The 16089-nt window shown below is 64.4% G+C and carries 14 protein-coding genes; 9 read left to right on the top strand and 5 right to left on the bottom strand.

The window, feature by feature from the left end; all coding sequences use genetic code 11:
• Positions 1-307: 307 nt before the first annotated feature.
• From AC07CM_RS35235 to AC07CM_RS35225, 3 genes are all read left to right on the top strand, one after another.
• Positions 308-1471, top strand: coding sequence for a metallophosphoesterase family protein (locus AC07CM_RS35235; protein ID WP_478880548.1), 1164 nt, complete (start codon positions 308-310; stop codon positions 1469-1471).
• Between the two features lie 274 nt (positions 1472-1745).
• The gene (locus tag AC07CM_RS35230) at positions 1746-2009 is read left to right on the top strand and encodes a ribosomal protein L7/L12 (protein WP_478880547.1); all 264 of its coding nucleotides are present in this window, start codon (positions 1746-1748) and stop codon (positions 2007-2009) included.
• Between the two features lie 118 nt (positions 2010-2127).
• A complete protein-coding gene (locus AC07CM_RS35225; RefSeq protein WP_478880546.1) occupies positions 2128-2979 on the top strand; it encodes a class I SAM-dependent methyltransferase in 852 nt (283 codons plus the stop codon).
• A gap of 773 nt (positions 2980-3752) precedes the next feature.
• Here AC07CM_RS35225 and AC07CM_RS35220 read toward each other — a convergent pair.
• Both AC07CM_RS35220 and AC07CM_RS35215 read right to left on the bottom strand, forming a co-directional pair.
• Positions 3753-4379 (bottom strand): SHOCT domain-containing protein, encoded by a 627-nt coding sequence (locus tag AC07CM_RS35220; RefSeq protein WP_478880545.1) that lies wholly within the window; start codon positions 4377-4379, stop codon positions 3753-3755.
• 826 nt (positions 4380-5205) lie between these two features.
• Positions 5206-5991 (bottom strand): hypothetical protein, encoded by a 786-nt coding sequence (locus tag AC07CM_RS35215; RefSeq protein WP_478880544.1) that lies wholly within the window; start codon positions 5989-5991, stop codon positions 5206-5208.
• A gap of 1778 nt (positions 5992-7769) precedes the next feature.
• Here AC07CM_RS35215 and AC07CM_RS35210 point away from each other — a divergent pair.
• The 3 genes from AC07CM_RS35210 to AC07CM_RS35200 are packed head-to-tail and all read left to right on the top strand — an operon-like array spanning position 7770 to position 11646.
• Positions 7770-9869 (top strand): sensor histidine kinase, encoded by a 2100-nt coding sequence (locus tag AC07CM_RS35210; protein WP_478880543.1) that lies wholly within the window; start codon positions 7770-7772, stop codon positions 9867-9869.
• Positions 9866-10576: a hypothetical protein gene (locus AC07CM_RS35205; RefSeq protein ID WP_478880542.1), complete on the top strand. Its 711-nt coding sequence runs from the start codon at positions 9866-9868 to the stop codon at positions 10574-10576. The genes AC07CM_RS35210 and AC07CM_RS35205 overlap by 4 nt, the downstream gene beginning before the upstream one ends.
• Entirely contained in the window at positions 10573-11646 is a 1074-nt protein-coding gene (locus tag AC07CM_RS35200; RefSeq protein ID WP_478880541.1) for a ComEC/Rec2 family competence protein, read from the top strand. Before AC07CM_RS35205 ends, AC07CM_RS35200 begins: the two co-directional genes overlap by 4 nt.
• Positions 11647-12021: 375 nt before the next feature.
• Here AC07CM_RS35200 and AC07CM_RS35195 read toward each other — a convergent pair whose 3' ends face one another.
• Genes AC07CM_RS35195 through AC07CM_RS35185 form a run of 3 tightly spaced genes read right to left on the bottom strand, consistent with a single transcriptional unit; the run spans position 12022 to position 13275 of the window.
• On the bottom strand, positions 12022-12399 hold the full coding sequence (locus AC07CM_RS35195) for a hypothetical protein (RefSeq protein WP_478880540.1): 378 nt from the start codon (positions 12397-12399) through the stop codon (positions 12022-12024).
• A complete protein-coding gene (locus AC07CM_RS35190; protein WP_478880539.1) occupies positions 12396-12821 on the bottom strand; it encodes an ATP-binding protein in 426 nt (141 codons plus the stop codon). Before AC07CM_RS35190 ends, AC07CM_RS35195 begins: the two co-directional genes overlap by 4 nt.
• Positions 12822-12867: 46 nt before the next feature.
• On the bottom strand, positions 12868-13275 hold the full coding sequence (locus AC07CM_RS35185) for an NUDIX hydrolase (RefSeq protein WP_478880596.1): 408 nt from the start codon (positions 13273-13275) through the stop codon (positions 12868-12870).
• 109 nt (positions 13276-13384) lie between these two features.
• Here AC07CM_RS35185 and AC07CM_RS35180 point away from each other — a divergent pair, with 109 nt between their 5' ends.
• The 3 genes from AC07CM_RS35180 to AC07CM_RS35170 all read left to right on the top strand — a co-directional run bounded on the left by AC07CM_RS35180 (position 13385) and on the right by AC07CM_RS35170 (position 16074).
• A complete protein-coding gene (locus AC07CM_RS35180) occupies positions 13385-14173 on the top strand; it encodes a GntR family transcriptional regulator (RefSeq protein ID WP_020940620.1) in 789 nt (262 codons plus the stop codon).
• 168 nt (positions 14174-14341) lie between these two features.
• On the top strand, positions 14342-14698 hold the full coding sequence (locus tag AC07CM_RS35175) for an SCO3933 family regulatory protein (RefSeq protein WP_020940619.1): 357 nt from the start codon (positions 14342-14344) through the stop codon (positions 14696-14698).
• A complete protein-coding gene (locus tag AC07CM_RS35170) occupies positions 14698-16074 on the top strand; it encodes an FtsK/SpoIIIE domain-containing protein (protein ID WP_478880538.1) in 1377 nt (458 codons plus the stop codon). Before AC07CM_RS35175 ends, AC07CM_RS35170 begins: the two co-directional genes overlap by 1 nt.
• Positions 16075-16089: the final 15 nt, after the last annotated feature.

The raw sequence follows: 16089 nt of genomic DNA, 5'->3' as shown, positions 1-16089 counted from the left end.
GCAAAGACAAAAACACAAAACCCCTACCCCCACCCAACCATCTTCCCTTTCCACGTTGCCGACTCCCCCCTGGTGGTCCCCGCCCCCCGCCCGGCGCGCCCCCCACCTCGCGGACGCCTTGGGAAACGGATCGGCAACTTCTGCGTGTTCCGGCGCACTTGGGGCCGGGGCTCCAGCGGGCTGCCGACGTACTCGCCCAGCCGCGGGCGGAGTTCACCGAGCCGTTGGAACGCGTTTGTAGCGACTGCCGGATCGACTGCTTAACGTGCGCGCTGATCGCTTCTGCACTTGTTGGAAGGACACGCACATGAGACGCGCCACCAAGGTCTCCTCCGCAGCTGTCGGCCTGGCCGTCCTCGCGGTCACCGGCACCGCCGTCGCCGCCGTCAACCAGAGCGAAAACGACTGGCCCTACGCCCACCACAGCGCGGCGTCGTACACCCTTGCGGCTGTCGGCGACATCGCCTGCGAGCCCGACGACGACGAGAACGCCGCCACCCCGACGTCGCTCAAGTGCGGCAGCCCGACTCTGGGCGGCATGAGCGCCGAGTTCGCCACCGCGAAGCAGGCCACGGACATGCACCCCGATGCTGTGGCACTGCTGGGCGACGAGCAGTACCAGGTCGGCAAGCTGACCGACTTCGAGCGGTCCTTCGAGCAGGCTTGGGGCGGCCTGAAGATGCTCGAGCGTCCGGCGCCGGGCAACCACGAGTACTACCCGTACACCAAGAAGGGCGACAACGAGGCCGGGCAGAACGGTGCCGGCTACTTCGGCTACTTCAACGGCCACGACCAGGCCGGCACGCCGAACACCCAGGGCCAGGCCGGCGACGACACCGCCGACAGGCAGGGGTGGTACTCCTACAACCTCGGCAACTGGCACATCATCTCGCTCAACGCCGAGTGCGACTCCGACGCGTTCCACCACGACTGCTCCACGAAGGACGACGGCCTCCTCGGCCAGGAGACCCAGTGGCTCTCGCGGGACCTGGCCGCCAACACGCGTCAGTGCACGATCGCGTACTGGCACCAGCCGACCTTCAGCGCCACGACGGCCTCGACCGCCACAGTGCCCGCGTCCGCGCCGGGCGCCGGCGGCACCGAGGGTGCAGCGGCCGACGCGTGGTGGAAGCTCCTCTACCAGCACCGCGCCACGCTCGTCCTCAACGGCCACGAGCACGCGTACGCCCGGCTGCGCCCGATGAACCCGGCCGGCCAGTACGACCCGGCCCACGGCATCCCGGAGTTCGTCGTCGGCTCCGGCGGCGAGGCCATCGACACCCTCGCCGGCACGCCGGGCAACTACGCCAACCCCAACGTGGTCACCGCCCAGGCCAGCGCCTTCGGCGGCCTGAAGCTCACCCTCAAGTCCCACAGCTACAGCTGGAACTACAAGCCCGTCCTGCCGGGCCCCGGCTTCGACTCCACGGCGCTGCAGTACGACGACTCGGGCAGCGGCACCTGCAAGTGAGGCCCCGCGGACCAGCGGGGCTGTACCGCACTCCTGCCGGCAGGCCGTTGTCAGTGGCCCTTGCCGGCTTTCCCGGTGGAGTGAGACCGGTCAGAGAACCTTCGAGGTCCGCGGTCAAGGGGGGTGGGCACAAAGGTCCCCGGGAGCCACCTCGGGACCATGTCGCAGGCCACAGACCCCACCCCCCTCACCACTCAACCAACACGGTCCTTCGCGTCCCTCCCCTGGAGCACAGGCACTTACGCTCCTGATCAGAAACGGGAGGGGAACAGGCATGGCCGTCGAGTACTTCACGTTGGTCTGCGACGACGTACCCAACGACGTGGTGCTCGTGCACCCCGGTGCCTGTCCACTCGACGTGGCCAAGGTCGTACGTCGGCTGACCGGACTGAGCCTCTGGCGCAGCAAGGCCCTGGTGGATCAAACCCCTGTCGTGATTCTCGACGGCATACCGGAAGAGACCGCCGAGATCGCGGTCGCGGCCCTCCGTGATGCGGGAGGACGGGCAGAGCTGAGGCAACGGCCGGAACCGAGATGATCGATTCCCAGGGGTTCGGTGGTCGTAGGCGGTCAGTGCGCGCATGACCGGCCGGCCGCGCATGAACCTGGCTCAACTCATCAGGCCCCCCTTGGAATCGGTCATCTAGGCTGGCGCGGTGACTGATGAGCAGGAGCGGGTGCAGCCGTCGGGAGTATGGGCCACGGCGGTGGGAGTGGCCAGGGTGCGGGCGCTGGAGACCGAGCGGGCGGACGCGCTGTTCCGCGACCCACTGGCACAGGCCTTCGCCACCGCCGGCGGCCTATGGCCCTCCTCGCCGCCGCTGCCCGATGACGAGGCCGCGCGCCGCCGCCGACTGGCCGTGTCGTTCTCCATCGTCATCAGGACGAAGTTCCTCGACGACCTGTTGCGGCAGGCCTCCGCGTCCGGGGTCCGGCAGGTCGTGCTGCTCGGTGCCGGCATGGACAGCCGGGCCTTCCGGATGGACTGGCCCGAGGGCACCCGGCTGTTCGAGGTCGACACCGCCGCGCCACTGGACTTCAAGGCTTCGGTGCTGCGCCAGGAGCGGGCCGTCGCGCGCTGCGAGCGGATCACCGTCCCGGTGGATCTGCGTGCGGACTGGCCAGGCGCGCTGGTCGCCGCAGGGCACGACCCGGCGGTGCCGACCGTGTGGATCGCCGAAGGACTGCTGATCTATCTGCCCGAGGACGCGGTGGAGCAGCTGCTGGCCCGAATCAGCGCGCAGTCGGCGGCAGGCAGTCGGATGGGGCTGACGTTGGGCTCGCGCGGCGTGATCGAGCGCTTCGGCGCGGACGCCGTGCCGGGATCGGCGGCGTCCATGTGGGTCTCGGAGATGCCCGACGACCCGGTGCGCTGGCTGGCCGGGCACGGCTGGGAGGCCGGCAGCCACACCCTGCGCGAGCGCGCTGCCGCCTACGGCCGCCCGATCAGCACCCCGCCGCAGCGCGAGGAGCGGCCCGGCGGACTGATCTCGGCGGTCCGCCGGTAGAGGCTCTCGGCGCTCAGGCCCCAAGATCACACGGGCTGAGGTGCCAGAGAAGTTCCGGATCATGAAAATGCCCCCGATCCGCGCCGTATGCGCAGGTCGGGGGCATGATCGCAATACCTACTTCTTCTTGCCCTGGGTCTTGCCCAAGAATTTGGCGACCTGCGTTTTCGCTGGTCCGAGCGGTGCCTCGCTGCGCCTGCGTAGGTGTCATTGGTCGTCGTTGGCCACTGTTGAGCAACCTCGCACGGCCCAGAGACGGCCCAGGACGCCAGGCCATCCGCCGCGCGGCACCTTCTGATCCGACCGCGCCCTGGCGGACGCACGCAACCAGCGGTTTACCCGCTGAGTTGACGACTTGACGCTCATCCAGAGGGGCGGTGCGAGGCGGGCGAGTGTGGGGGTGGCTCGCTCGGCGCGACGTGCTGCTCTACGCGAGGACGACGAGACCGCCCGCTGGTCCGTGGAGGCCCGCGACGGAGCCGTCGAGGGCAAGAGCCGCCGGTGGGATCTGGCATGCGAGCCCGACGCCACGCGCCTCGTTGAATGATCTGATGGCGGACCCCTTACCCGGGCGAGGTGTGGCGCGAGCTGCCGACCCGTGAGTCATCCCAGGGCGTGGCCGAGCCTGACGCTTACCTTGCGGCAGATCCGGTCGGTTGATCTTGCGGAGTAGAGTCGAACCACCTGCGCGAGAACCGGCGTCAGTACCACGCCAAGAGATTTGGATCACGCGCGTCGACCCGGGCCCGGGCGCCGACTGGCCGCCTCAAGTGTCAGAGACGCTTGAGCAGCTCAGCCTTCTTCTCCGCGAACTCCTCGTCCGTGAGGATGCCAGCATCGTGGAGCGACGCGAGCTTCGCGATCTGCTCGACAACATCCGGCTGAGCTGCGGCCTCGGCCGGTGCCCCATGCTTGCCGCGCTGGATCACCGAAGAAGCGAGGTCCAAGATCTTCTCGCTCACGCCAGGCTGCGCTGGGAGGGGATCCGAAGACTCGGCCTGCGCGGAGGTATCAGTTACGACCTGCTGGCCCTCGAGCAATACGGAGAAGATCATGAACAGCTTCTCCGGCAACTCAATGATGGACTGATTGCCGTCAGCCCAGTTCACGCGGACGGTGTGCCCGGATTTCATGGCAGCCCCGAGGCCGGCACCGACAGCCTTACCGATCCTCCCAGGCAGAGCAGCCTTCGCGGCAGCCTGGCCCATGACGCCGGCGACACCTTCCCTGGTCGAGAGTTCCTCCCACTCGAGCACGGTCTCGGCGTTGAGCTTGGGCCGCTTGAATGGTTTGCGTGGGTGCTGGATGGTGAGCCCGCCGTGGCCTGAGAGAACGCTGCCGCTCGCCAAGTGGCCGCCCACTACGCGTCCCTGGTTCGTCAGCGCCTGCAGAATCGCCATTCGCGAAACGTAGAGCAAGACTTCGGCCCGAATCAAGCCCAGAAGATCAGCCGGACGTCGTCGACGGGTCGAGAGGCTCAGGATTCAGCGGCATTCAGCGGCACGTCGAGTTGCGGGATGAGGTCCGACTCCAGGAGCCACGGCACGCCACTCTCGATGCGGCGGCCAAGCCGCGGTAGGGCGAGTCCGCGAAGTGCCACCCGTAGACACCGGCTGCGACCGGCACCGGGCTCGGGCGCTCCAAGACTTCTCGTGCCCATCACAGCCGGTCAGGGTACGTGAGGACAACAGCGTCCACGGGACCTCCCGAGTCGAAGCAAGTCGACCGGCAGCGGTGCGAATACTTGCTCTGTCACAGCGGTGGCTGAGCACCCTGGAAGGTCCGTAGGCTTGTCACCGACTGCTCAGAGCCAGCAGCAGCGTTGCCCACCTTGAGAGGACGCAAGTGCCACCTCGTACTCGCGCCAAACTCGTAGCCGTCGTGGCCAGTGCTGCTGCTGCCATCGTTGCGCTATTGCCAGTCAGCTTCGACAGCCGAGGTGTGACGCATCCGTGTGGATCAGCGGTCTCAGCGGCATTCCACAGGTGGCCTGGGTGTCGGGACGCTGCACCTCCCTATCTGATCGCTGCAGTCGTGATCGCTGCTGTGGGCGCAGCAGTTGCCCTGAGCATGGCGAATAAGGGCCAGTAAGCCACCGCCTACTCGGCCTAGTCTGTCGCGGCATGAAGCTCTGCACTTGGGCGTCGACCACGGTCCCCGGGCAAGCTGAGCCGGGCGTTGTGACTCCATGCTTGCCAGCTGCTTTGACTGCTCCCTGCGATCCAGCTAGGGCTTCAGGAGGCCCTCGGCCTCCGGGGCGGGAAGTTCAATACCCTTAGCCCGAGAAATCCAGTGCACGCGTCGGCGGGGAGCTAGCAGCTCGTAATCCAGTGACCGTAGGCCGTCACCAGCCGTCAGGTGATACGGCGTCACCTGCCAAAGGCCGTCGTGATCGGGAACCGGCTCAACGGGACAGCCAGTAAGATTCAATTCCCAAACATCGGTGCTGCCATTGTCGCGGTCGTCATCGACGGTAATTTTCCCGGATACACGATGCGGAAGCTCTCGGCCAAATGCCCGGGCTGTGTGGTTCTCTGATAGCTGCTTGATCGAAAAATCCTTTTGCAGGTAGACCTCGCTAGCAGCTGATTCCGGCTCGAGGATTATTATGCCGGCCGGATGCGTCCTATTCTCCGAGTCAGGAGTGATCAGGTCTCCGTCGAAACGCACCTGGACGCGACGATCACTTGCATTCTCGACTATAAGGCGTTGCTGAAGGACGAGTCGATTAGCCCCATCCTGTTGCGCCGGAAAGTGCCAGGTGTGTCCCTGGGGCCAAGCGTTACACGGCATGCCGCCAGTAGTGGGCACGGCGAGCGGAGGCCAAGGCGGCGGGGAAAGTTTGACTTTCACGGCTGGGGCCTGCGAGTCCAGTCGGGCTCGTACCGTGTCGGCGGCTATGAGTCGGTTGACCCTGCCGTCTGCTCGGATGAGGAACGCCTGCCACGCGATCGCAAAGAAGCCCAAGGTGCCACCAGTCGAGCCCAGTGCCACCCAAAAGGTATCTGACATGGCGGAATTGTGGACCCTTGAACACAGTACTAGCGAATCCGCAGGTAGACGGCCCGCAGTGCCAACTGACAGTGCCAGCGGGTCGGCATGGGGCTGCGCTGACTGGTCTAGGCGCCGCGCCGTGGGCACCGAGCCCGCGACCTGCGTGCACGAGCTCAGGCCAAGTACCTGGCCCACCGCAAGCCCCATGCCCTTGCGACCAGTGGGCGTCGAGCCTGCAACGGACCGTATGCGTCTAGGCGGACCGGCTATCCGGGTACGCCTCAGCTCTGTGGCCATGGAATCGACCGGATCACTCCAACGGTGAGATGTCTGCACCGTATACGGCTATCTAGCCATACAGACGTGTCCGCTGAGTTCAATACGTCGATTAGTTGAGAGCACTCTTGAACACTTCCACTGCGCGGCTCGACAGTAATGACGTGATTGTCTACAGCTATCTCTCGATTGCCGGTTACCAAGGTCCCCGCTGCCCGTGGGCTGCCCCCTGATCTAAGACCAGGGCGGGAAGTTCTGCGTACTGCAACAAATGGTGGCATAAACAAACGTCCTGAGAACCTGCGCAATCGATCCGGCTCTCCAATTTCCACAGCATCTCCAAGATCACGGGCAACCAGAAATGGCACGCTCGGGCCCGAATGAGGATCGCGGTTATCCACCACAGTCCCGACGCCGACGTTGAAATTGTCGCCGACCGTCGTGACGGAGCAGTCTCGGTACGGCCACCAGAGATTGCTAGTTGAGCTAACTGCAGCGGAGCGTCGGCGTCGGCGTCCAGACAGAAGAAAAACGTCAATGTCAGTGTGGTCGTCGAATTGGCCATATAGATCAACATGATCCAAGTTAAGTATGGCTTCTAGAGACGATCGCCAGCGTGCGTACCGAGACCCGCTGCGTAGCACATCGGGGAGGATGGCAACAAATTGCTGGCCAATGGCCAGCTTTGACGCTGCCGTCAACGTCATTAGCGCAGCTTGAGAAACGGAGCCACTACTCCAACTGCAGTCAGGTGGCGCTTGTACCGAACCAAACGGAGGATTAAGTAGAATTGCTCCGCCATAACTTTTGCGCCTCTCAAGCTGCACGTAAGCGTTCGCTACCTTTATACCCTTCAGTAGATTAGTGCCTGCCTGTACGTCGATGTCAATGCTGTCGCCGCGCTCCTTGTGTCGGGCTGCGGCGAGTAGAAAAAGGCGCACCTTGGTTGTGTGCACGAATGATGGCTGGAGGTCTCCTCCATGGAGAGCTCTCCCCCAATGGCGAAGGGTGTCTGTCATGCCGCTCGCTAGCGGCAGCCTGCCGGCTGCAGCTAGCAACAGGTCCCCAGCCCCGCAGGCCGGATCCCAGAAGGATGGGGAGTCCTCCAGCAACCGCTCAAATCTCGCTCGCACCTGGCTGCCCGTGAAGAAGGCCCCCTCAGCGCGTCTCACGGCGCGTGGCACCAACGCTCGCAGTTGCTCCGCAGCCTGCCCGTTGAGGGCTGACTGGACGTCACCGCGGCTCTCCTGCCAGGGGCGGGCCTCCAGGGCCTCAGCGAGGCTGAGCAGGCGATCGCTGTACCCCATGTAGCTCTCGGTAGTCACTGCGTCCTCCCTGCCGACCTGGGCTATGGCGGATCTGATCTGAGTCTGGCTACGCTGCAGCTAGCCTTCTCTTGAAGCGCTCGCCTGTGAACTGCGGACTGGGGGCCACATCTGATGAGCGTTCACTTGCGTTTCGCTCCTGAGATCTTGGCACGTCTGGGGGAGGAACTCATCCCTCACCCCGATCTTGGTGTGATGGAGCTGGTCCGCAACTCCTATGACGCCGACGCCACTTGGTGTCAAGTCACGCTGAACAACGCGAAGCGGGGCGGTGGGACACTGGTCGTCAGCGACGATGGCCACGGGATGACACCGGAAGAGATTGCGGGAGGTTTCCTCCACATCGGCCGCTCGTCTAAGGCGGAGAGTCATACGACCCAGCACTACAGCAGGCGGAAGGTTGGCGAGAAGGGGCTTGGCCGACTCGCATCGCTGCGCTTGGGGCGTGAGATCGAAGTCATAACAAGGCCTAGCGCAACCCCGGGCCTTGCTCACCGCCTCACCATAGATTGGTCGGCCTATGACAACGTCGATTCCGTTGATGAGGTAAAACTAGAGGTCAAGACCTTCGAGACCTCTGAGATTCCCGGAACAACAGTCATCATCAAACGCCTGCGTGAAAGCTTCGAAAGTGATGGCGTTCGCAGGCTGGCGCGCTCGTTGCTCCTCTTGTCGGGGGTCTTTTCGACACACGGCTCCGCGCAGTCAAACAAGCGTTCGGCCGCGACTCGCTGGGAGCTGGAGAAGGAGCCTGATCCGGGATTCTCCGTAACGATGGACGCCCCAGAATATGAGGCTTTAGCACGAGCCGTAAGCCAAGGCTATTTCGATGAGCATGAGTTCAAGTTGACTGCTGTGCTCGACGAAGAAGGTAAGGCCAGCGCTACTCTTGTTGATTGGCGGGGAGAAGAGATTGCGTCAGGCAGTCACTTCGATGTTGCCGCTCCCCGCGGCGGTAAGGCGACGCCGCCTGTGGCCTTCTCGGCGCCGGCAGCAAAGTTCGAGCTGTGGATGTTCCTCCGTGACGTCGAGTCCTTCAAGCGTAGGAACTCAAACCGAAAGCTGCCTGAGGTAGCTCAGTGGCTAGATGTCGTTGGCGGAGTTCACCTATTTCACCGGGGGCTTCGCACGCATCCGTACGGAGATCCGGGTCATGACTGGCTTGACCTAAACCTTGGCAGGAGCCGTGATCCTCAACAACGTCCGTCTACAAACAATAGCGTTGGGCGCGTAACGGTTGAGGACCCGGGCAATAAACTGGTACCTAAGACTGACCGCATGGGGTTCCAGGAGAATCTCGCATTCTCCGATCTGCGTGACTTCGCACAGCGAGCCGTAGATTGGTCTGCGCGAGTCCGAAAGACCAAATGGGATAACGACCGCACTGGTGACGCGGCTGTCGTCCGCAAAGAGCGGAAGCATGACCGCAGCGAAGCTGAAAAGGTAATCAGAAGTCTTCCAGCCTCGGTGGCAGCACCCTTGCGCAAAGCCTTCGAGACAAATGATCGCCTCATTGCCGCCCTAGAGCGCGATCGTTTGCTCTATCGCGCGCTAGCGACTGTCGGGATCAGTACCGCCGTCTTCGCGCACGAATCGCTTAATACCGCTGGGGGGCTAGGGGCGGATCTTGAGCTTCTAGAGCATTATGCGCAGCTTCTTCTGGACGAAACGGCATTCTCGGAGAACATGGAGGAACCCCTAGATCGAGCCCAGCGGAGCGCGGCTTCGATCCATTCCTTCGCCAAGTTGCCTCTCCGTATGCTGCGCAGGGGGAAACGGAAGCTTGTCACTGTAGATGTCAACGAAGTCTGCTTGGATTTCACTGACATGTTCGGCGGCTACCTTAAAGATTGGCAGATCGATCTACACGTCAATCTCTGCTCGGAGCCGGCTACTGTGCGGAGCACGGTAGCAGATATTGAATCCCTCTACGCCAATCTAGTAATCAACGCCGCACGGGCCTTCGGGGGAACTGGCGACCTTCCAAGGGGCCGTGTCGTACGCATCCAAACGGCAGTGGCCGGTGAAGTCGTCACTATAGATGTAGCGGATTCTGGACCCGGAATTTCCGGAATTGAGATCGATAAGATCTGGGAACCTGGTGAGGGCAGCGACGAGGACGGAACCGGTCTAGGACTCACCATTGTCAAGGATATTGTGGCTGACCTTCACGGTAAGAAGCGTGTCCTTGCTGATGGGCACGTGGCTGCGATCTCGCACGGTGAGCTTGGCGGAGCGCAGTTCACTCTTAGCCTTCCTCGTTACATGCAGCGCGTTGAAAGGGCTGACGCATGAGAGTCGCCGTGCTCGATGATGACGAGGCAGCTTTGTCCCGCGGCTGCAATCAAGTAAAGGCTCTGCGCCGGGAACCTTACAGGCTGCTGGTCAGGGAGAATCGGCCAGTTAGTGATATTCTCGAAGAGGTGCAATCTGAAAATTGCGGTGCAATTATTTCTGATCACCGCTTCAGGACGCGGGCGCAGGTTCCCTTCACTGGAGCCGAGCTGGTTTACCGAGCCAATGAGCGCGGCCTCCCTGCCGTATTGTACAGTGCGCACGTTGATGAGGATGAGGCCGACTCAATTAGGGCTTGGCGGTACGGTATTCCCCGAGTTGTGAAAAAGGCGCCAGGTGCACTAAAAGCTCTCCGTGAGGCACTTGATGTCGCTGAGTCTGAGGCCCATGGAGAACGGGAGTTGAGTAGGCAAGGATTTCTCACTCCTGTCCGGGTAGTTGGAGTTCCGCAGCAGGAATCAGCGTGGAGGCTCGACGGGAGACTGGTCGAGGTGACCGTCACCGCTTGGCGCCCTAAGGTAAGGGTTCCGATGCCTGTTTCTCTACTCCCCGAAAGTCACCGAGAGATTGGCGACGGGCTAATCGGGCGTATCTTTCTCGGCGAGGTCAACTATTACGCCGAGCACAGTAACGAACTGTTCTTCCACAATTTGAGGGTCGCGCCGGCGCCCGACCCTGATCGACGTAAGAAGCAGGAAGCAGCATGACTGAGGTTCAAACCCGGTTAGCCACCGCTGGCGCAGTGTCTAATGACATAGCGGAAGTCGTCATACTGGACGTCGGTCACGGCAACTGTGCGATCCTTCGCGACGGCAACAAGTGCGCGGTAGTCGATGCTCGTTCGGGAACATTGCTGTTGTCGGAACTTCAGCGCATGGATATTAAGCACATTGAGCATGTGGTGTTGTCGCATTCTGATGAGGATCACATTCAGGGAGCGTTGCAGCTTCTCCCTCACCAGGATTTCACTATCGGGCAAGTGTGGGCTAATTCGGACAGTGCGAAAGACTCAGATCTCTGGGACGAGTTGCTGGCACTCATTGATTACCTAGATGCGTGCGGTCGGCTGCGGGCCAACATTGCCATCTGCACCGCGCAACGCGACAGCTTGAGCTTTGGGCGGGTCGGTATTTCAGTTCTCCATCCAACGCCCTATGAGATTGGGCATGGGCCAGGCAGTGCCAGGAAGGCGAGGCCACGTCTTACGACCAACGGACTGTCAGTGGTCCTAAAGGTGAGTATCGAGGGCGAGTCGATGGTCCTCCTTCCTGGAGATATAGATGCTGCGGGGTTTCGTCGCATGTTGTCTAGGCAAGCAGACACCACCGCTCATACATTGGTCTATCCGCACCATGGTGGGGGGAACGGCGGGGCCTCCCATGCTCGCTTCGTGCAGGATCTCGCGCAGGCAACACGGCCTGAGATGGTAGTGTTTTCGATGGGGCGCGATCGTTTCCGTAACCCTATACCGGAGGTTGTGGCGGAATTCGGTTCCTCTTTCCCTGACGTGAGAATTGCGTGCACGCAGCTTTCACCCCACTGTCACAGTGGAACGCTGCCTTCTGTTGATCGCGATCACCTGGGCGACCGATCCGCTGCAGGACTGGCCGAAGGGAAGTGCTGCGCTGGCACGCTCAGCCTTACTGTTGTCGATGGCGGGATCTATGTGCATCCCGAGCCGGGGCCGCACTCTGCGTGGATTAAGGGAAATGTGCAAGCACCCATGTGTTCTGTGATTCCCATTCTTCCGGTGCAGCGTACCAACGGAGTTTTGTGATCGGCCGTCTCTTTAGGTCCACAGGCTCACCAAGGTCGGTGGAGCGGCTTTGGGCTGGAGCTGCTTTGGCGCGAGTGATCATGGCCCCGTAAGCTTGCGGCGCGTCGGGCAGTCTGTGGACCTGCCCGGTAAAGCACGACGTTGGGGCCATGATCTTCGAGGCTCGCGCCAAAGTGGCTGCCTAAAGCCGTGGAGCCGACCGCCCCAGCCACGATGTACCCCTTCTCTTACGTCAGCCGGCTGATTGCTGTGCGCGCGGCCCGGCCCCCGGCCGGGCTGGAGCGGGGCGGAGACAGGAGCGCAGGCCCGGCCGGGGGCCGGGCCGCGCGCGGGGAGCGGAGCGAGCCGCCTTGAACCAGTAGAGAAAGTTGTAACTCAGTCGGTCGCGTGGGCCTTGAAACGGTATGCGCACGCCGGTAGTTCGGTGCCCTGTCGGTGGGCCAGCGGCAGGAAGAGCACCGGTCGGATCGTCCACGTGATCCGGGTCCTGGCGTGGGTGACAGACACCGTGCACGGCTTGGCACGCAGCAGAGCTCGTCGGGTCTCGATTCGGCCCTCGTACAGCCACTCCCACGCCGCGTCCGATGCGTCCGCGTCCAGTGCCGGTGAGATCGTGCGGAGTACGACCGCTACCCAACGGTCCGCCTGCGGCGCGGAGTAGGCGTCGAAGGATGCCAGCAGTGCCGACGGCCACTGCTCGGTCAGGTCCTCGGTCCAACACTCGCACCAGTAGCCCCGCTGCGGTGACGTCACGGACGACCTCCCCGCCGGGCGTCCGCGTACAGCTCCGCGGTGACCGTGTGGCCCTGGTCGCTGTCGTGGACGACAACCCGGTGAGCGATGACGCTCACCATGTCCAGGCCCCGACCGTGCTCGGCGTCCTGGTCCTGGTGCTCGACCTTCGGGGCCGTCCCCGTGCCGCCGTCATCCGTGACCGAGACCGCCACCACCTGGCCGGAGACCGCGACGGCCAGATGGAAGGTGCCGTGCTCCCGGCCGCTCGCCGTGTGAAGGATCGCGTTCGCGCTCAGCTCGCTCACGATCAGTTCGGCGTCGTCGGCTAAAGGGGAGCCACGCAGGATGTCACGGGTCCATCGGCGGGCCCGGCTCACCTCTTCGGGGAATCCTGGGCAACTCAGCCCCCAGACCCGAGCTGTACTCGTATACTCGTGCATACAAGTTCCTTTACGCTGGTAGGCCGCCATGTGCAGCGGGTTCGGGCTAGACGAGTTTCACGCCGTCGTGGGCGCGGATGGCTGGCGGGGTCGTCGCGTCGAGTGCGTCCAGGACGCGGATCGAATACGCCTCGTCGGCAAGCTCGGTGACCTCTTCGCGGGTGGCCCAGCGCAGCGCGCGGGTCTCGTCACCGGTGGTGGGCACACCGTCGGCGGCTTCACAGCGGAAGACCAACGAGACGATCAGGCCCGTCATGTTCTTGTAGACGCCGGTCAGAGTCGCGGGAAGCGCGATCTTGATGCCGGTCTCTTCGAGGACTTCGCGCTGAAGGGCATCCGGGATGGTCTCCTCGCGTTCGAGGATGCCGCCCGGCGGCTCCCAGTGACCGTTGTCCCGGCGCTGGATCAGGAGGGCCCGGCCCTGGTCGTCCACGACGACCCCGGCGACGCTCACGGAGTGCGGGCGTTCAGTGCTCACGTTCCTCGGCCCTCTCGGCTGGCTAGGCTCTCCACCGTAGCAACAGAACTCGCCCACTCGTCTAGATACCTAAAGGAGTACTCACGTGAGCCCTCTTCCTTCGGGCCTCCTCGGTGATCTCGACCCCACGAGCGATCGTGCGGTCTTCCGGCAGATTGCCGACCAGCTGCGCGAGGCCATCGACCGTGGGCGATTCCGTGAGGGCGAGAAGCTGCCCTCCGAAGCCGAGCTGGTCGAGCACTACGGCGTCTCCCGGATGACCGTCCGGAACTCTTTCTCCGTTCTCACGGGCGAGGGCCTGGTGCACGCCGAGCACGGCAAGGGTGTCTTCGTCAGGCCGCGTCCCCCGGTGCGCCGGCTCGCCTCCGACCGGTTCGCCCGGCGCCACCGCGAGCAGGGCAAGTCCGCCTTCATCGTGGAGGCCGACGCCGCAGGCAGTCATCCGACGGTCGACAGCCTTGAGGTCAAGGAGGAGAAGCCCAGTCAGGACATCTCCACCCGGCTTGGGTCGGTGCGGCGCGTCCTCGCTCGTCGGCGCCGGTACCTCCTCGACGGGCGGCCGGTCGAGTTCGCGACCTCCTACCTCCCGCTCGACATCGCCCGCGGCACTCCTATCGCCGAGCCCAACCCGGGCCCCGGCGGCATCTACGCCCGTCTCGAAGAGCTGGGGCACCACCTCGACCACTTCGAGGAAGAGATCCGCGCCCGCATGCCTTCGCCCGCAGAGGTGAAGCTCCTGCACCTGGCGGCCGGCGTGCCTGTCATCCACCTGATCCGGACCGCCTTCGACACCGAGGGACGTGCCGTCGAGGTCTGCGACACGGTCATGGCGGCGGACGCGTACGTCCTGTCGTACCAGCTCCCGGCGACCTGATCCCGGGAGTAGCGGTAGTGCGCGGGGACGCTTCTCCGAACTCGTACACACCGACACGCATACTCGTATAGACGAGTGGGCAAGTTGTGTGGCAAGGTGATCCACGTGACCCCGGAGATCGGGCTCGCAGATCGACTCTTGTATAGACGAGTAGACAGGGGTAGTATCTTGCGCACCATCCGCGTTGAGACCTCCGCCGCGACGATCCTCCTCACGGAGGCTCCCGAGCCGAAGGTCCGTGACCGGCAGACCGGCGAGATCGCCAAGGATGCGACCAGCGGCGAGGCGCTGATGACCATCGGCGTCGTGTACATCGAGGACGGTGAGTCCTCGCTCATCAAGGTCACCGTTCCCGAGGGCGGCGTCTCCGAGGGCCTGATCCTCGGCTCGCCGGTGTCGCTGCCCGGCCTCATCGCCCGGCCCTGGGAGTCCGTCTTCAACGGCCAGCAGCGCCACGGCATCGCCTACCGGGCCGCCGCCGTGACCCCGGCCGCCTTCCCGGCCGTCTCCGGGGCCGCCGCCTGATGTCCGACCTGACGACGCTCCTCGAAGTGGGTGGTCCTGTCGCCGCACTCGGCGGCGGGGCCGCCTACGCCCGGGCCAAGCACCCGGCGGCGTACTGGACCACGGTCGGCCTTCCGGTGTCCACGGTCCGGCTGCTCAGCTCGTACGGCTCCGTCATGGAGGCATGCGGCCTGACCGTGGCTCCCTCCCGGCTGCGGGCCCTCGCCGTCAAGGCCACGACCCAGCGCGAAGTGCGGCCCGTACCGCCGCGCCGGGGCATCATCCGACCCACCACGACCGGACTGCGGATCCGTCTTCGCTTGGCGCCGGGCCAGGAGCCCGCCGACTTCGCGGCCTCCGCCGAGCGACTGCGGCACGCCTGGGGTGTCCACGCCGTCTACGTCACCACCGTGAAGCCTGGGGTCGTCGACCTGCGGCTCGTCGGCTACGACGTCTTACGCCGGGTGCGCATGCCTCGCAAGGCCGCGCACGGCCCGCTCAAAGTGCCGGTCGCACTGCGGGAGGACGCCACACCCTTCATCCGCGACTACCGCGCCATCCCTCATCAACTCACCCTCGGCGCCACCCTGTCCGGCAAGTCCATGTACCTGCGGCACCTGGTCGCCGGACTCGCCCCTCAGCCCGTCTCCCTGGTCGGCATCGACTGCAAGCGGGGCGTCGAACTGGCCCCCTTCGCACCCCGGCTCTCCGCACTGGCCACCGACCCGGAGCAGGCGGCCGAACTGCTGCCCGTGCTGGTCAACGAGATGGAGGACCGGTACGACCTGATCAAGGCCCGGCAGGGCATCGCCCCTGGCACTCCGGACGAGGAGATCACCTCCGACATCTGGGGCCTGCCCGACCACGAACGCCCCGTGCCCGTCGTCCTCTTCGTGGACGAGGTCGCTGAACTCTTCCTCGTCGCGACCAAGAAAGACGAGGAACGCCGCGACGAGATGGTCACCCAGCTCATCCGGCTCGCCCAACTCGGCCGCGCCGCCGGCATCTACCTGGAGGTCTGCGGGCAGCGCTTCGGCGCCGAACTCGGCAAGGGCGCCACCATGCTCCGCGCCCAGCTCACCGGCCGCGTCTGCCACCGCGTCAACGACGAGGCCTCCGCGAAGATGGCTCTCGGCGACATCGCACCGGAAGCCGTCCAGGCAGCCTGTTCCATCGCTCCCGAACGGCCCGGCCTCGCCGTAGCGGGCGACACCTCCGGCGGGTGGTCCCGCATCCGCACGCCGTACCTCTCCCTCGGGGACGCTGCCGAGACCTGCCGCGAGTCGGCCCACCTGGTGCCCGACCTGCCTGCGCTGAAGCCCTTCCAGCCCGACGTACCCGTGCGCCCGGTCGAGACCGCGGCCCCGGTCTTCCTGCCCCGCCCGGTCACCGACTGATTCCCTCCGCCCGAC

It is taken from the genome of Streptomyces sp. NPDC044061 (assembly GCF_056434305.1).
Note: the sequence above shows the minus strand (reverse complement) of the source record. Positions and strands in the feature narration are given on the sequence as shown.

Excerpts from the sequence above, each read along its gene's own strand:
- AC07CM_RS35235 (WP_478880548.1), top strand. The coding sequence starts at position 308 with ATGAGACGCGCCACCAAGGTCTCCTCCGCAGCTGTCGGCCTGGCCGTC.
- AC07CM_RS35230 (WP_478880547.1), top strand. The coding sequence starts at position 1,746 with ATGGCCGTCGAGTACTTCACGTTGGTCTGCGACGACGTACCCAACGAC.
- AC07CM_RS35220 (WP_478880545.1), bottom strand. The coding sequence starts at position 4,379 with ATGGCGATTCTGCAGGCGCTGACGAACCAGGGACGCGTAGTGGGCGGC.
- AC07CM_RS35215 (WP_478880544.1), bottom strand. The coding sequence starts at position 5,991 with ATGTCAGATACCTTTTGGGTGGCACTGGGCTCGACTGGTGGCACCTTG.
- AC07CM_RS35210 (WP_478880543.1), top strand. The coding sequence starts at position 7,770 with ATGGAGCTGGTCCGCAACTCCTATGACGCCGACGCCACTTGGTGTCAA.
- AC07CM_RS35205 (WP_478880542.1), top strand. The coding sequence starts at position 9,866 with ATGAGAGTCGCCGTGCTCGATGATGACGAGGCAGCTTTGTCCCGCGGC.
- AC07CM_RS35200 (WP_478880541.1), top strand. The coding sequence starts at position 10,573 with ATGACTGAGGTTCAAACCCGGTTAGCCACCGCTGGCGCAGTGTCTAAT.
- AC07CM_RS35190 (WP_478880539.1), bottom strand. The coding sequence starts at position 12,821 with ATGCACGAGTATACGAGTACAGCTCGGGTCTGGGGGCTGAGTTGCCCA.
- AC07CM_RS35170 (WP_478880538.1), top strand. The coding sequence starts at position 14,698 with ATGTCCGACCTGACGACGCTCCTCGAAGTGGGTGGTCCTGTCGCCGCA.